The sequence below is a fragment of the Ruixingdingia sedimenti genome, from assembly GCF_031432425.1.
GTDB lineage: Bacteria > Pseudomonadota > Alphaproteobacteria > Rhodobacterales > Rhodobacteraceae > Ruixingdingia > Ruixingdingia sedimenti.
The window spans coordinates 213,264-227,132 of the sequence record NZ_JAVKPH010000002.1 but is presented as its reverse complement, the minus strand read 5'-3'; the positions used below and the strand labels follow the sequence as shown (position 1 = coordinate 227,132).

The following is a 13,869-nucleotide window of genomic DNA, read 5'->3' as shown; positions in this document are numbered from 1 at the left end:
ATGAAGCGGGGATGACACGCCAGATCCTCTTCGTCACCGGCACCCGCGCCGATTTCGGCAAGCTGGAACCGCTTGCGCTCGCCGCCCGCGACGCGGGCTTCGCGGTCGGTTTCTTCGTCACCGGCATGCATATGATGGACCGCTACGGGCGCACCAAGATCGAGGTCCACCGCATGCCCGGCGTCGCGGTGGCCGAATTCCTCAACCAGCGCGAGGGCGACCCGCAGGACATGATCCTGGCCAAGACCGTGGTGGGCTTTTCCGACTATATCGCCGAACACCGCCCCGATCTGGTGGTGGTGCATGGCGACCGGGTGGAGGCGCTGGCCTGCGCGCTGGTCTGCGCCACCAATTACATCCGCTGCGCGCATGTCGAGGGGGGCGAGGTGTCGGGCACCATCGACGAGGTGTACCGGCACTGCAACACCAAGCTCGCGCATGTGCATTTCGTCAGTTCCGACGCCGCCCGCGCCCGCGTCATGGCGCTCGGCGAGGCGCCGGAAAGCATCCATGCCATCGGCTCGCCCGAACTCGACAAGCACGGCGCGCCCTCGGGCGTGACGCTGGCCGAGGTGCGGGCGCGCTATGCGATCCCGTTCGACGACTACGGCATCGCCACGCTGCATCCCGTGACCTCCGAGGCCGCGCAGATGGGCGCGCAGGCCGCCGCCTTCTTCGGCGCGCTGGAGGCGTCGGGGAAGAACGTCGTCGTCATCCTGCCCAACAACGACCCCGGTTCCGAGGCGATCTTCCGCGTGATCGACGCCCTGCCCGCGGATCGGTTCCGCCGCATCCCCTCGATGCGGTTCGCGCATTTTTCCGAACTGATGAAGAACGCGGCCTGCATCCTCGGCAATTCCTCGGCCGGGGTGCGCGAGGCGCCGTTCCTCGGCATCCCCTCGCTCGACGTGGGCACCCGGCAGACGAACCGCGCGGCCTCGCCCTCGGTGCATCATTGCGCGGCGGATGACGGGGCGGCGATCGCGGCGTTCCTGGCATGCGAATGGGGCCGCCGCTACCCCTCGCACGCCGCCTTCGGCGAAGGGCGGGCGGCGGACCGCTTCGTCACCGCGGTGCAGGACCCGGCCTTCTGGGCCGCGCCCCTGCAAAAGACCTTCCGCGACGTCGGCTGACCCCGCCCCCTCCACTTTCTGTCCTTCAAGTATCCCCACGCGGCGCGCTCCCGACAGACGCCCCCGCGCGGGGCGCTGCGGGCTTTCCCCCCGCCGCCCCCCGCGCTATGCCAAGGGCGAAAGGAGCCCCGGATGCCCCCCACCCGCCTTCCCCTGCGCCTGCGTCTGGCGCTGACGGCCTACCGGCTCGGCTGGTGGCTGGCGCTGCCGCTGGTGCGGGCCTATTTCCGCCGCCGCGCGCGCCGCGATCCGCGCTATGGCCAGCATATGGACGAACGCCTCGGGGGCGGGCCGGTGCTGGAGGGCGCGGTCTGGGTCCATGCGGTGTCCCTGGGCGAGATGCGGTCCGCCGTGCCGCTGGTGCGCGCGCTGCTGGACCGGGGCGCGCGGGTGGTGACGACCCACCTGACCCCCGCCGGCCGCGCCGCGTCCGAGGCTGCCTTCGGACCGGAGATCGCCGAAGGCCGGCTGCTCGCGCGCTACCTGCCGCTGGAACAGGGCCGCTACTGGCGCCGCCTCTATGCCCGCGCGCGGCCCCGGCTGTGGCTGGTGCTGGAGATCGAGATCTGGCCGGTGATGATCGCAGAGGCCGCAAAGGCGGGCGTGCCGCTCTATCTGGTGAACAGCCAGATCCCGGCGAAAAGCTGGCCGCGCGCGCAGCGGCTGGCGCGCTGGATCGGCCATCCGCTGCGGGGCGTCAGCGGCGTTCTGGCGAAATCGGCCCGCCATGCCGAACGGTTCCGCGCGCTCGGCGCGCCGGGGGTGTCGGTGGGGGGGGAACTGCGGTTCGACCAGCCGATCCCGCCCGCGCAACCGGCCGCCGCCGCGGCGCTGGCGCCCCTGCTGGCGGGCCGCCCGGTGGTGACGCTGGCGAGCGTGGTGGCGGGCGAGGAAGACCTTTACCTCGACGCCCTTTCCCGCCTGCGGGAACGGGTGCCGGGGCTGCTGGCCGTCTGGGTGCCGCGCGCGCCGGAACTGTTCGACGCCACGGCCGGCCGGCTGACCGCCGCGGGCCTGCGCGTCGCGCGGCGCAGCGCGGCGCTGGATGCCGCCCTGCACGCCCCCGACCCCGCCGCCCTGGCCGGGGCCGACATCCTTCTGGGCGATTCGATGGGCGAGATGTATTTCTACCTCGCCCTCGCGCAGGCGGTGGTGGTCGGCGGCGGCTTCGTCCCCAAGGGGGCGCACAACATCATCGAACCCCTCGCCCTGCGCCGCCCCGTGCTGACCGGCCCCCATGTCTGGACCATCGAGTACCCGGGGCAGGAAGCACAGGCCGAAGGCGTGCTGACCATCTGCCCCGATGCCGCAGCACTGGCCGACCGGCTGGCCGTGCTGCTGACCGACCCCGCGGCGCAGGCACAGGCCGCCGACCGGGCCGAGGCGTTCTTCGCCGCCCATGCCGGCGCCGCCGCCCGCACGCTGGCCCGCATCGCCCCCCTGCTGGAGGACCGCAGATGACCGACCTGCCGCTGATCGCCCTCGTCCCGGTGCGTGCAGGGTCCAAGGGCCTGCCGGGCAAGAATCTGCGCCCGCTTGGCGGCATACCGCTGTGGCGGCGCGCGGTGGATCAGGGGCTGGCCGCCGGCGCGCGGGTGGTGGTCTCGACCGACATCCCCGAAATCCTCGCCGCCGATCCCGGGCCCGGGGTGACGCTCCTGCCCCGCCCCGCGGATCTTGCGGCCGACACGACGCCGATGGACCCGGTGATCGCCCATGCGCTGGCGCAGATCCCCGGCCCCGCGCGCGTCGTGCTGCTGCAAGCCACCTCGCCGCTGCGCAGCCTGGATGACATCCGCGCCGGGATCGCGCTGCATGCAACGGGCCGGTTCGATCTGGTCATGTCGGTCAGCCCCGCCGATGCCGGGGTGCTGAAATGGGGCCGGATCGAGGACGGCGCCTTCCGCCCGCTCCAGGACCCCGCCTTCTGCTTCATGAACCGGCAGGCCCTGCCGCCGGTCCACCGCCCCAACGGCGCGGTCTATGTCTTTGCCGCCGACTGGTTCCGCCTGCGCGGGCGCCTCGCCACCGACAGCATCGGCGCCGTCGAAATGCCCCCCGAACGCGCCCAGGACATCGACACCGAAGCCGACTTCGCCCGCGCCGAAGCCGCCCTCAAGAACCGCGCCTGAGACTTCATCTTGCCGAAAATACTCCGGGGGTGCGGGGGCTGGCCCCCGCCGCCGCCCTCACCCCCGGCGCAAACCGCACCTACCGCCGCGCCCGCGCCATGAAGGCCAGCCGCTCGAACAGATGCACGTCCTGTTCGTTCTTCAGCAGCGCCCCGTGCAGCTTGGGCAGCAGCTGCGCCGGATCGCGTTTCAGATCCTCGGGCCCCAGATCCTCGGCCAGCAGCAGTTTCAGCCAATCCAGCACCTCGGAGGTCGAGGGCTTCTTCTTCAGCCCCGGCGTCTCGCGCAATTCGAAGAACTGGGTCAGCGCCTCGGTCAGCAGCGCCTCCTTGATGCCCGGGAAATGGACCTGCACGATGGCCTTCATCACCTCCATGTCCGGGAAACGGATATAGTGGAAGAAGCAGCGCCGCAGAAAGGCGTCGGGCAGTTCCTTTTCGTTGTTCGAGGTGATGATGACCACCGGGCGGTGCCGGGCACGGATGGTCTCGCCGGTCTCGTAGACGAAGAACTCCATCCGGTCCAGTTCCTGCAACAGGTCGTTGGGAAACTCGATATCGGCCTTGTCGATCTCGTCGATCAGCAGCACCACGCGGCCCTCGGCCTCGAACGCCTGCCACAGCTTGCCCTTGCGGATGTAGTTGGCCACGTCCTGCACCCGCGCATCGCCCAGCTGGCTGTCGCGCAGCCGGCTGACGGCATCGTATTCGTAAAGCCCCTGCTGCGCCCGGGTGGTGGATTTCACATGCCATTCGATGATCGGCAGCCCGAGGCTCGCCGCCACCTGACGCGCGAGTTCGGTCTTGCCCGTCCCCGGCTCGCCCTTGACCAGCAGCGGGCGTTCCAGCGTCACCGCGGCATTGACGGCGACGGTCAGGTCGCCGGTGGCGACATAGGTCTCGGTGCTCTGGAACCGCATGGTCATCGGGGCCTCCGGGGTCGGCTTTGGGTCCAGCCTTCGGGGTTAAGGCCAGCGCGGGCCATTTGCAAGCGCCCGCACCGCCCTGCTGCGACAGCAAAAGCACCCCGGCGGACGCAATGTGTAGTGACATTGGCGGGGGCATCGGCTAAGTGCAGCCGCAATGGTGCCGGAGGACCGCGGAAACATCATGCAGCGATCCGGCGTTCAAGAGGTAGCAAGGATGAAAGCAGAAATCTTTCTGCCAGACGATTACCGTCCCGCCGAGGACGAGCCCTTCATGAACGATCGCCAGCTCGAATACTTTCGCCGGAAACTTCTGGTCTGGAAGCAGGAATTGCTGGAACAATCCGCCGAGACGATCGAGGGCCTGTCCGACAGCGCCCGCAACGTTCCCGACCTGGCCGACCGCGCCAGCGAGGAAACCGACCGCGCGCTGGAACTGCGCACCCGCGACCGCCAGCGCAAGCTGATCGCCAAGATCGACGCCGCGCTGCGGCGGATCGACAGCGGCGAATACGGCTATTGCGAGATGACGGGCGAACCGATCAGCCTCAAGCGGCTGGACGCGCGGCCCATCGCCACGATGACGCTCGAGGCGCAGGAACGCCACGAGCGGCGCGAGCGCGTGCACCGCGACGATTGATCCTGCCCCCCGGGGCCGGCAGGGCTGGAAGGATGCGGCGCGCCGGGGCTATGCTCCGGCGTGCGGCGTTTCAGGAGGCGGCGATGCGGCTCGACGGGCAGAAGATCACGGTTCTGGGCGCGGGGATCGCGGGGCTCGCCGTGGCGCGCGCGCTGGCGCTGAAGGGCGCGCGGGTCGAGGTGCTGGAACAGGCCGGCGCTATTCAGGAGGTCGGCGCGGGCCTTCAGATCAGCCCCAACGGCGCGCGGGTGCTGCGCGCGCTCGGCCTGGGCGAGGCATTCGCCGATGCCGGCCTGCGCGCCGCGGCGGTGGAACTGCGCGACGGCCGCGATGGCGGGCTGGTGGCGCGGCTCGATCTGGGCCGGTTGCGGCCCGGGCAGGAATACCGTTTCCTCCACCGTGCCGACCTGATCGACCTGCTGGCGGCAGGCGCGCGCGCGGCGGGGGTGACGATCACCACCGGCCGGCGGATAGCGATGGTGGACCTCGGCCCCGATGGCCCGGTGCTGCACGATGCCGCCGGTCAGGGGCTGCGTCCCGGGCTGGTGATCGGCGCCGACGGGTTGCATTCGGTGCTGCGCCACGCGCTGAACGGCCCGCACGATGGCGCGGCCAAGCCCTTCTTCACCCGGCAGGCCGCCTGGCGCGCGGTGATCCCGGCCGAACCCGATGCGCCCGCGGCGGCAGAGGTCCATATGGGCGCGGGCCGCCATGTCGTCAGCTATCCCCTGCGCGGCGGCGCGCTGCGCAACATCGTCGCCATCGAGGAACGCGACCGCTGGACGGAAGAGGGATGGGCGCTGAAGGACGACCCGATCGCGCTGCGGCTGGCGTTTTCGGGCTTCGGGCCAAGGGTGCGCGGCTGGCTCGATCAGGTCGAGGACTGCTGGCTCTGGGGCCTGCACCGCCACCATGTCGCCCGGCACTGGGTCTGGACGGGTGCGCAGGGCGCGGCGGCGATCCTGGGCGATGCCGCACATCCCACCCTGCCCTTCCTCGCGCAGGGGGCGAACATGGCGCTGGAGGATGCCTGGGTGCTGGCCCAGAAACTCGCCGGGGCCGAGGATGCCGCGGGCCTCGCCCCGGCGCTGGCCGCCTATCAGGCCGCCCGCGTCCCCCGCTGCGCCCGCATCGTCGAGGCGGCGAATGCCAATGCCCGCGCCTATCACCTGGGCGGCCTGCCGCGCGAGGTCGCGCATCTGGGCCTGCGGCTGGCCGGCAGCCTCGCCCCCGGCGCGATGCTGCGCCGGTTCGATTGGATCTACGATCACGACGTGACCGCGGGCTGAGGCGCGGCGCGAACCCGGCGGGGGTCAGGCGTCCAGTTCGACCCAGACCGGCACATGGTCCGAGGGTTTTTCCTGCCCGCGCAACGCCCGTTCGATCCCCGTATCGGCCAGCAGGTCGGCGGCCTGCGGCGACAGCAGCAGGTGGTCGATGCGGATGCCGTTGTTCCGTTCCCACGCCCCCGCCTGATAGTCCCAGAAACTGTAGTGGCCGGGGCCCGGCACCCGGGCGCGGAAGGCATCGGTATAGCCCAGATGCAGGATGCGGCGGAAGGCGGCGCGGCTTTCGGGACGGTAGAGCGCATCCGTCACCCAGGCCTCGGGGCGGGCGGCGTCCTCTGCCTGCGGGATGACGTTGTAGTCGCCCGCCATCACCACCGGATCCTCGGTCGCCAGCAGGGCCGCCGCGCGCATGCGCATGCGTTCCATCCAGGACAGCTTGTAGTCGAACTTGGGCCCCGGCGCGGGATTGCCGTTGGGCAGGTAGAGCCCCGCGACCCGCACCGGGCGCGTGCCCGTCACCGTCGCCTCGATCCAGCGCGCATGTTCGTCGCCCTCGCCCCCCGGCAGGCCGCGCAGGACATCGGTCAGCGGCAGGCGCGACAGGATGGCGACGCCGTTGAACCCCTTCTGGCCGTGGGTCTCGACCCGGTAGCCCAGATCCTCGATCGCCCCGCGCGGAAAGGCCTCGTCGACCGACTTGATCTCCTGCAACAGCGCGACATCGGGCCGCGAGGCCGAAAGCCAGCCCAGAAGCGTGTCGATCCGCGCCTTGACGCCGTTGATGTTGAAGGTCGCTATCCGCATGCCCGCCCCCCTGCGCTGCCCCCTTCTATCCGCCCCGCGCCCCCGGGCCAAGCCCATGTGGCGGCACCAGGGCGCCTTGCCCGGCGGTGGCGCGGGCGGAGATGCCGGTGGCCTCCGGCGGGGATATTTATGGACAGAAAGTGAACAGGGCGGTTCTCAAACTCCGACCCTGTTCACTTTCTGTCCTTGAATATCCTTGGATGCCGGATGGTTCGCCGCTGGTTCGGGAACCAGCCGGCACGGGCAGCGCCCCGGCGCCGCCCCCCTACCCGAAGCGGCGCCTCAATCCCGCGCGCGCAGCACCTGCGCCGGGCGCGCCGCCAGCGGGCGCAGCGCGAAGGCCAGCCCCGCCAGCAGCACCGCGCCCACGCCCCCCGCGACGATGGCCAGCGCGGGAAGGGGGGCGAAGGCGAAGGGCGCCTCCATCACGAAGGTCATCACCGCCCAGGCCCCCGCCGCGCCGGCAAGGATCGCCACCGCCCCCGCCGCCGCCCCCATCAGCGCGGCCCTGAGCGCGAAGGACGCCAATATCCGCCCCCGCGTGGCGCCGAGCGTGCGCAGCACCGCCGCCTCGTAAAGCCGCGCGCGTTCGCCCGCCGCGGCGGCCGCGATCAGCACCACCATCCCGGTCAGCAGCGTCACCCCCGCCGCCAGCGCGGTGGCCGAGGCGATGGCGGAAAGCGCCTCGGCCGCGCGTTCCACCGCCTCGCGCACCCGGATCGCCGTGATGTTGGGAAAGGCGCCCGCGGTCTCGCGCAGGATCGGGGCCTCGCGTTCGGGGGCGGCATAGACGGTGGCGATATGGGTATGCGGCGCGCCGGCCAGCGCGTCGGGCGACATGATCATGACGAAGCCGATCCCCGCCGTCTCGAACCGCACCTCGCGCAGGCTGGTGATCTCGGCCTCGATGTCGCGGCCGAGGATGTTGACGGTGATCCGGTCGCCGAGGGTCAGCCCCAGTTCGGCGGCCTCGTCCGCGGCAAAGCTCACCTCGGGCGGGCCCTCGTGGCCGGCGGGCCACCAGCGCCCGGCGGTGATCGTGGTGTTGGGCGGCGGTGTGACGGCATAGCTGACGCCCCGGTCGCCGCGCAGCACCCAGTGGTCGCCCGCGACCTCTGCCGCCGGGCGGCCGTTGATCCGCGTCAGGATCCCGCGCAGCATCGGCGCGCTGTCGATGCGGCTGACGCCCGGGTCGGATTCCAGCCGTTCGCGGAAGGCCCCGATCTGGTCGTTCTGGATATCGACGAAGAAATAGGCCGGTGCGCGGTCCGGCAGGTCCTGCGCGATGGCGCGGCGCAGGTTGGTGTCGATCTGCCCCACCGCCGCCAGCACCGACAGCCCGAGGCCGAGCGACAGGATCACCGCCCCCGTTTCCGCCCCCGGCGCGCCGATGGCGGCCAGCGCCAGCCGCAGCCCCGGCCGCCCCCGTACCGCCCGCGCCCGCGCCAGCCGCCGCGCGAGCCAGCGCACCGCCCGCGCCGCCGCCCACAGCACCACCAGCGCCGCCATGATCCCCGCCGCCGACCAGAGCGCGAGCGCCGCCGCACCCGACAGCAGCGCCGCCGCCGCGACCAGCGCCACCGCCAGCGCGGCGATGGCCGCGACCCAGGCCGCACCCGGCCAGCCCCCCGCCCCGCCCGCCGAGGCCCGGTAAAGCGCCGCCGCCTTGATCCGCGTCACCCGCGCCAGCGGCCAGAGCGTGAAGAGCGCCGCCGTCATCAGCCCGTAGAACGCGGCCTCGGCCAGCGGCGCGGGCCAGGGGGCGAACACCGCCGGCACCGGCAAAGCCGCGGCCAGCAGCGGCGCCGCCGCCATCGGCAGGCCCGCGCCGATCACCAGCCCCAGAACCACACCCGCCAGGGCGATCGCGCCCACCTGCATCAGCGCCGCCGCCACCAGCGTGCCGGTATCGGCCCCCAGCACCCGCAGCGTCGCCATCCCCTCGACCCGCCGGTCGAGCCAGGCGCGCACCGCCGCCGCCACGCCCACGCCGCCGACGATCAGCCCCGCCAGCCCGACGATGACCAGAAACGCCCCGATCCGGTCCACGAACCGCTCCACCCCCGGGGCGGCGCGGGTGCGGTCCTGCCAGCGCATGCCGGTGTCGCGGAAGGCCGCCACCGCCTCTGCCCGCAGGGGGGCGAGCGCGGTCCCCGGCGGCAGGCGCAGGCGGTATTGCGTCTGGAACAGCGTGCCGGGCTGCAACAGGCCCGAATCCGCCAGCGCCGGGGTGGCGACGATGGTGCGGGGCCCAAGGCCGATCCCGCCGAGCGCCGCGTCGGGTTCGCGGACCAGCAGGGCCATCAGCACGAACTCCTGTAGCCCGAGACGGAAGCGCCCGCCCGCGGCCAGCCCCAGACGGTCGGCCAGCACCGGGTCCATCACCGCGCCGGGCAGGCCATCCACGCCCGCCAGCGCCGCGGCGATACCCATCGGCGGGTCCAGCACCGGCGCGCCCAGAAGCGGCCAGAGCCCGTCCACCGCCTTGACCTGGGTCAGCGCGCGGTCGGCCCCCTCGCCCGCGCCCACCACGGCGAGGGACCGGAAATCCACCACCTCCGACACCGCCCCGGCCACGCGGTCCATGAAGGCGCGTTCCTCGGGTGCGGCGAAGCGGTAGGTGAATTCCATCTGCGCATCGCCGCCCAGAAGCACCGCCCCCTGCCGGTCGAGCCCCGCCGCGATCGAGGCGCGCACCACCCCCACCGCCGCGATGGCCGCCACGCCGAGCGCGAGGCAGACCAGCAGCACCCGCAACCCCGCGAACCCGCCGCGCAATTCGCGCCGGGCGATCCGTGCCGCCAGCCTCAGCCCCATGCCGGTTGCCCCCGCCCCCGACGCAGGCCCGGCGCCCGCTGCGCGGGCTTCAGCCCGCGCCCCCGCCGCCGCGCGGCGGATCTTCCGGCAGGAAGATCCGCGCCCCGCCCGCTCATGCCGCGGCCTCCGCCGCCGTCGGCGCCAGCCGGCCGTCGGCCAGCCGCACCACCCGGTCGCAGCGCGCGGCAAGGTCCGGCGCATGCGTCACCAGCACCAGCGTCGCCCCGTGCCGGTCGCGCAGGCCGAACAGCAGTTCCATGATCGCCGCCCCCGTCGCGCCGTCGAGGTTGCCCGTCGGCTCGTCCGCCAGCAGGATCGCCGGCCGCGCCACCACCGCGCGGGCCAGCGCCACGCGCTGCTGTTCGCCCCCCGACAGCTGCGCCGGGTAATGGTCCATCCGCGCGCCGAGCCCCACGGCGCGCAATTCCGCCTCCGCCCGGGCGAAGGCATCCTCCGCCCCGGCGATTTCCAGCGGGATCGCGACATTTTCCAGCGCCGTCATCGTCGGAATCAGGTGGAAGGACTGGAACACCACCCCCATATTCCCCCTGCGGAACCGCGCCAGCCGGTCCTCGTCCATCGCGGTGAGGTCCTGGCCGAGCGCCCGCACGGTGCCCGACGTGGCCCGTTCCAGCCCGCCCATGAGCATCAGGAGCGACGATTTGCCCGACCCCGAAGGCCCGACCAGCCCCACGCTTTCCCCCCGCGCCACCGTCAGGCCGATCCCGTGCAGGATCGCCACCGGCCCGGCATTGCCGTCCAGCACCAGCCTTGCGTCGTTCAGTTCGATGGCGGGGCCGGTGCTGCGGTCTGTCTCGGGCATGCGGGGGCTCCTCGGTCGGTTCTGCACTGCCGCATATGGGATGCCACAGGCATTCGGCAAGCTTCTTGCCATGCTTTTGCTGATCCTTGCCCCCCTTGCCACCCCCGCCGCGGCGGAAGGCGAACATGTCATCATCGCCTTCGGCGACAGCCTGACGCAGGGCTATGGCCTCGCCCCCGAACAGGGGCTGGTGCCGCGGCTGGAAGGCTGGCTGCGCGCGCAGGGGGCGGCGGTGCGGCTGGTGAACGCGGGCGTGTCGGGCGACACCACCGCAGGCGGCGCGGCCCGCATCGGCTGGACGCTGGCCGAACCGGCGGACGGGATCATCGTCGCGCTCGGCGGCAACGACATGCTGCGCGGCCTGCCCCCGGCCGAGGCGCGCGCCAATCTGGACGCGATCCTGACCGCGGCGGGCGGAAAGGGCCTGCCGGTGCTGCTGGTCGGCATGGCGGCGCCGGGCAACTACGGCCCCGCCTACAAGGCGGAGTTCGAGGCGATCTATCCCGATCTCGCCACCCGCCACGGCGCGCTGCTGGCCGAAAACCTCATGGCCCCGCTGATGGGCGCGCTGGAAGACCCCGCCGCCCGCGCCCGGCTGATACAGCCCGACGGCATCCACCCCTCCGCCGCCGGTGTTGATCTGGTGGTCGAGGCGCTCGGGCCCAGGGTGCTCGACCTGCTGGCGCGGATCGAGGCGGGGGGCTGAGCGCCGGACCTTCCTCCCACGGCTTGTGCCCCGTGTGTGCTGTCGGCAGCCTCCGGCGGGAGTATTTGGGGCAAGATGAAATGGCTGCTCCTCCCCGGCGACCGCCCCGCCCGGCGGTTCTGCCGGTGGCGCGGCGCGCCACCAACGGAAGCACCGGCACCATCGCCCGGCGGGACGCATCATGATCCATACGTCCACAGGCCGGGGCTTGCCCCGGCTTCGGCCCCGGTCGGCGCTACGGGTGCGCGTCGAAGAACCCGCGCGGGGCCTGGGCCAGCAGCCGCCGGGCCAGATCATCGCCCAAAGCCGCGCCGTCGGCCGCGGGGCCGCGGGCCTCGCCGGCGATGGCCTCCGACCCGTCGGGGCGCAGGATCTCGCCGCGCAGCCAGATCTCGTCCCCTTCCAGCAGGGCCAGCCCCGCGATCGGGGTCTGGCAACTGCCGTCGAGCGTTGCCAGATAGGCCCGTTCCGCCGCCAGCCGCAGCCCCGTGGGCCCGTCATGGATCGCCGCCAGCAGCGCCGCCGCGCGCGCGTCGCCCGCGCGCCGTTCCACCCCGATGGCGCCCTGCGCCACGGCGGGCAGCATGTCTTCCACCGCGATCGCCGACCGCGCGACATCGGCGCGGCCCAACCGGTTCAGCCCCGCCATCGCCAGGAACGTCGCCACCGCCACGCCATCGGCCAGCTTCTGCAACCGCGTCTGCACGTTGCCGCGGAATTCGACCAGTTTCAGGTCGGGCCGCCGATACGCCAGCTGCGCCCGCCGGCGCAGGGACGACGAGCCCACCACCGCGCCCTGCGGCAGATCCGCCAGCCGTTCGACATGGGGCGAGACGAAGGCATCGCGCACATCCTCGCGCGGCAGGTAGCAGTCGAGCGCCAGCCCGGCGGGCTGCGCCACCGGCATGTCCTTCATCGAATGCACCGCGATGTCGATGGAGCCGTCGAGCAGCGCGTCCTCGATTTCCTTGGTGAACAGGCCCTTGCCGCCGATGTCCTTCAGCGGCCGGTCGAGCACGCGGTCGCCCGTGGTCTTGATGACCACGATCTCGAACGCCTCGGCGGGCAGGCCATGCGCCGCCATCAGCCGGTCGCGCGTCTCATGCGCCTGTGCAAGCGCGAGCGGCGAGCCGCGGGTGCCGATGCGCAGGGGGGAAAGCGGGGTGGGCAGGGCTTGGGTCATGGCCCTGCCTTAGCGCCGGGGCGCGGCGCTGGCAACTCCCCCGCTTGGCCCGCCTGTCCCGTCCCGATGCTATTGACAACCCGGGCGCGGCGGGCAAGGCAGGGGCGCCGCAACCCGGGGGGAAGCCATGACAGACAAGACGATCCTGCGCGCGCTGAGGGGCGAGGTGCTGCCCACCCCGCCGGTGTGGATGATGCGGCAGGCCGGGCGCTACCTGCCCGAATACCGCGCCACGCGGGCGCAGGCGGGGGATTTCCTGTCGCTGTGCTACAATCCCGATCTGGCGGCGGAGGTGACGTTGCAGCCGATCCGCCGCTTCGGCTTCGACGCGGCGATCCTGTTCGCCGACATCCTCTTGATCGCGCAGGCGCTCGGCGCGGATCTGTGGTTCGCGGAAGGCGAGGGGCCGCGGCTTTCGACCGTGACCGATGCCGCGGGGGTGGCGGCGCTGAAACCGGCAGGGGCGATCCACGACCGGCTGTCCCCGGTCTACGAAACCGTCGCGATCCTTGCGCGCGAACTGCCGCGCGAGACCACGCTGATCGGCTTTGCCGGGTCGCCCTGGACGGTGGCGAGCTATATGGTCGCCGGGCGAGGCACGCCCGATCAGGGGCCGGCGCATGGCTTCAAGGCCGCCGACCGCGCCGCCTTTGCCGCGCTGATCGACCTGCTGGCCGAGGCGACGGTGGAATATCTGTCGCGTCAGGTGCAGGCGGGGGCAGAGGTGGTGAAGCTGTTCGACAGTTGGGCCGGCAGCCTCAAGGGGCAGGATTTCGACGATTTCTGCGTGGCGCCCAACCGGCGCATCATCGCCGCCCTCAAGGCCCGCCACCCCGGCCTGCCGGTGATCGCCTTCCCGCGCGAGGCGGGCGAGCGCTACATCGGCTTCGCCCGCGCGACGGGGGCGGATTGCGTGGCGCTGGACAATTCGGTCAGCCCGGACTGGGCGGCGGAAAAGGTGCAGGTGGATGGCTGCGTGCAGGGCAATCTGGACCCGCGGCATATGGTCACGGGCGGCGCGGCGCTGGTGCACGAAACCCGCCGCGTGGTCGAGGCGTTCCGGGGCGGGCCGCATATCTTCAACCTCGGCCATGGAATCACCCCCGATGCCGACCCCGAGAACGTGCGCCTGATGATCGAGACGGTGCGCAGCGCCGGTTAGGATAGATCGACAATCACCCCTGCCGCTTGGCTGGCGAAGGCGCGTGCCTTCGCCACCGCGATGTCTGTGGAGTTGCCCCGGCCGGGGGCCCCAAGCCCCCGGCCAGCGCCCGCCCCGCCCATGGCGGGCGCTACTCGCCCGCCGGGGCAGGCGCTGGCCTACCCGGGTTGCCCGGCATCTCCGTCTCCAACGGCACTGCCGCGCGAACGGGCGGGGGAAACGCAATGCGTTTCCTGATCCCGCCCGGCCAGACCA

The 13,869-nt window shown here is 72.5% G+C and carries 12 protein-coding genes; 7 read left to right on the top strand and 5 right to left on the bottom strand.

Features of this window, described 5'->3' with window-relative positions; all coding sequences use genetic code 11:
- The first annotated feature begins 11 nt into the window (after window positions 1-11).
- From neuC to RGD00_RS03115, 3 genes are all read left to right on the top strand, one after another.
- Window positions 12-1,133 (top strand): UDP-N-acetylglucosamine 2-epimerase, encoded by a 1,122-nt coding sequence (neuC, locus tag RGD00_RS03125; RefSeq protein WP_310455799.1) that lies wholly within the window; start codon window positions 12-14, stop codon window positions 1,131-1,133.
- A gap of 132 nt (window positions 1,134-1,265) precedes the next feature.
- Window positions 1,266-2,594, top strand: coding sequence for a 3-deoxy-D-manno-octulosonic acid transferase (locus RGD00_RS03120; protein WP_310455797.1), 1,329 nt, complete (start codon window positions 1,266-1,268; stop codon window positions 2,592-2,594).
- Window positions 2,591-3,265 carry an acylneuraminate cytidylyltransferase family protein gene (locus RGD00_RS03115; RefSeq protein WP_310455796.1) on the top strand — a complete coding sequence of 225 codons (675 nt, stop codon included), beginning with the start codon at window positions 2,591-2,593 and terminating at the stop codon, window positions 3,263-3,265. The genes RGD00_RS03120 and RGD00_RS03115 overlap by 4 nt, the downstream gene beginning before the upstream one ends.
- A gap of 79 nt (window positions 3,266-3,344) precedes the next feature.
- Here RGD00_RS03115 and RGD00_RS03110 read toward each other — a convergent pair whose 3' ends face one another.
- Window positions 3,345-4,184: an AAA family ATPase gene (locus RGD00_RS03110; protein ID WP_310455903.1), complete on the bottom strand. Its 840-nt coding sequence runs from the start codon at window positions 4,182-4,184 to the stop codon at window positions 3,345-3,347.
- A 223-nt stretch (window positions 4,185-4,407) separates the two neighbouring features.
- Here RGD00_RS03110 and dksA point away from each other — a divergent pair, with 223 nt between their 5' ends.
- Window positions 4,408-4,830, top strand: a complete 423-nt coding sequence (dksA, locus tag RGD00_RS03105; RefSeq protein WP_310455794.1) for an RNA polymerase-binding protein DksA — start codon at window positions 4,408-4,410, stop codon at window positions 4,828-4,830.
- 83 nt (window positions 4,831-4,913) lie between these two features.
- Window positions 4,914-6,119, top strand: a complete 1,206-nt coding sequence (locus tag RGD00_RS03100; protein ID WP_425603352.1) for an FAD-dependent monooxygenase — start codon at window positions 4,914-4,916, stop codon at window positions 6,117-6,119.
- A 24-nt stretch (window positions 6,120-6,143) separates the two neighbouring features.
- Here RGD00_RS03100 and xth read toward each other — a convergent pair whose 3' ends face one another.
- The 3 genes from xth to RGD00_RS03085 all read right to left on the bottom strand — a co-directional run bounded on the left by xth (window position 6,144) and on the right by RGD00_RS03085 (window position 10,563).
- Window positions 6,144-6,923, bottom strand: a complete 780-nt coding sequence (xth, locus tag RGD00_RS03095) for an exodeoxyribonuclease III (protein ID WP_310455792.1) — start codon at window positions 6,921-6,923, stop codon at window positions 6,144-6,146.
- 282 nt (window positions 6,924-7,205) lie between these two features.
- On the bottom strand, window positions 7,206-9,740 hold the full coding sequence (locus RGD00_RS03090; protein ID WP_310455791.1) for an ABC transporter permease: 2,535 nt from the start codon (window positions 9,738-9,740) through the stop codon (window positions 7,206-7,208).
- 112 nt (window positions 9,741-9,852) lie between these two features.
- Window positions 9,853-10,563: an ABC transporter ATP-binding protein gene (locus RGD00_RS03085; protein WP_310455790.1), complete on the bottom strand. Its 711-nt coding sequence runs from the start codon at window positions 10,561-10,563 to the stop codon at window positions 9,853-9,855.
- Between the two features lie 40 nt (window positions 10,564-10,603).
- Between RGD00_RS03085 and RGD00_RS03080 the strand changes: the two genes are divergently transcribed.
- Window positions 10,604-11,269: an arylesterase gene (locus tag RGD00_RS03080; RefSeq protein WP_310455789.1), complete on the top strand. Its 666-nt coding sequence runs from the start codon at window positions 10,604-10,606 to the stop codon at window positions 11,267-11,269.
- Window positions 11,270-11,504: 235 nt separating this feature from the next.
- On the opposite strand, the gene hemC is transcribed toward RGD00_RS03080, so the two are convergent.
- Window positions 11,505-12,452, bottom strand: a complete 948-nt coding sequence (gene hemC, locus RGD00_RS03075) for a hydroxymethylbilane synthase (RefSeq protein ID WP_310455787.1) — start codon at window positions 12,450-12,452, stop codon at window positions 11,505-11,507.
- 127 nt (window positions 12,453-12,579) lie between these two features.
- Here hemC and hemE point away from each other — a divergent pair, with 127 nt between their 5' ends.
- Window positions 12,580-13,614, top strand: coding sequence for a uroporphyrinogen decarboxylase (hemE, locus tag RGD00_RS03070; RefSeq protein ID WP_310455785.1), 1,035 nt, complete (start codon window positions 12,580-12,582; stop codon window positions 13,612-13,614).
- Window positions 13,615-13,869 lie beyond the last annotated feature (255 nt).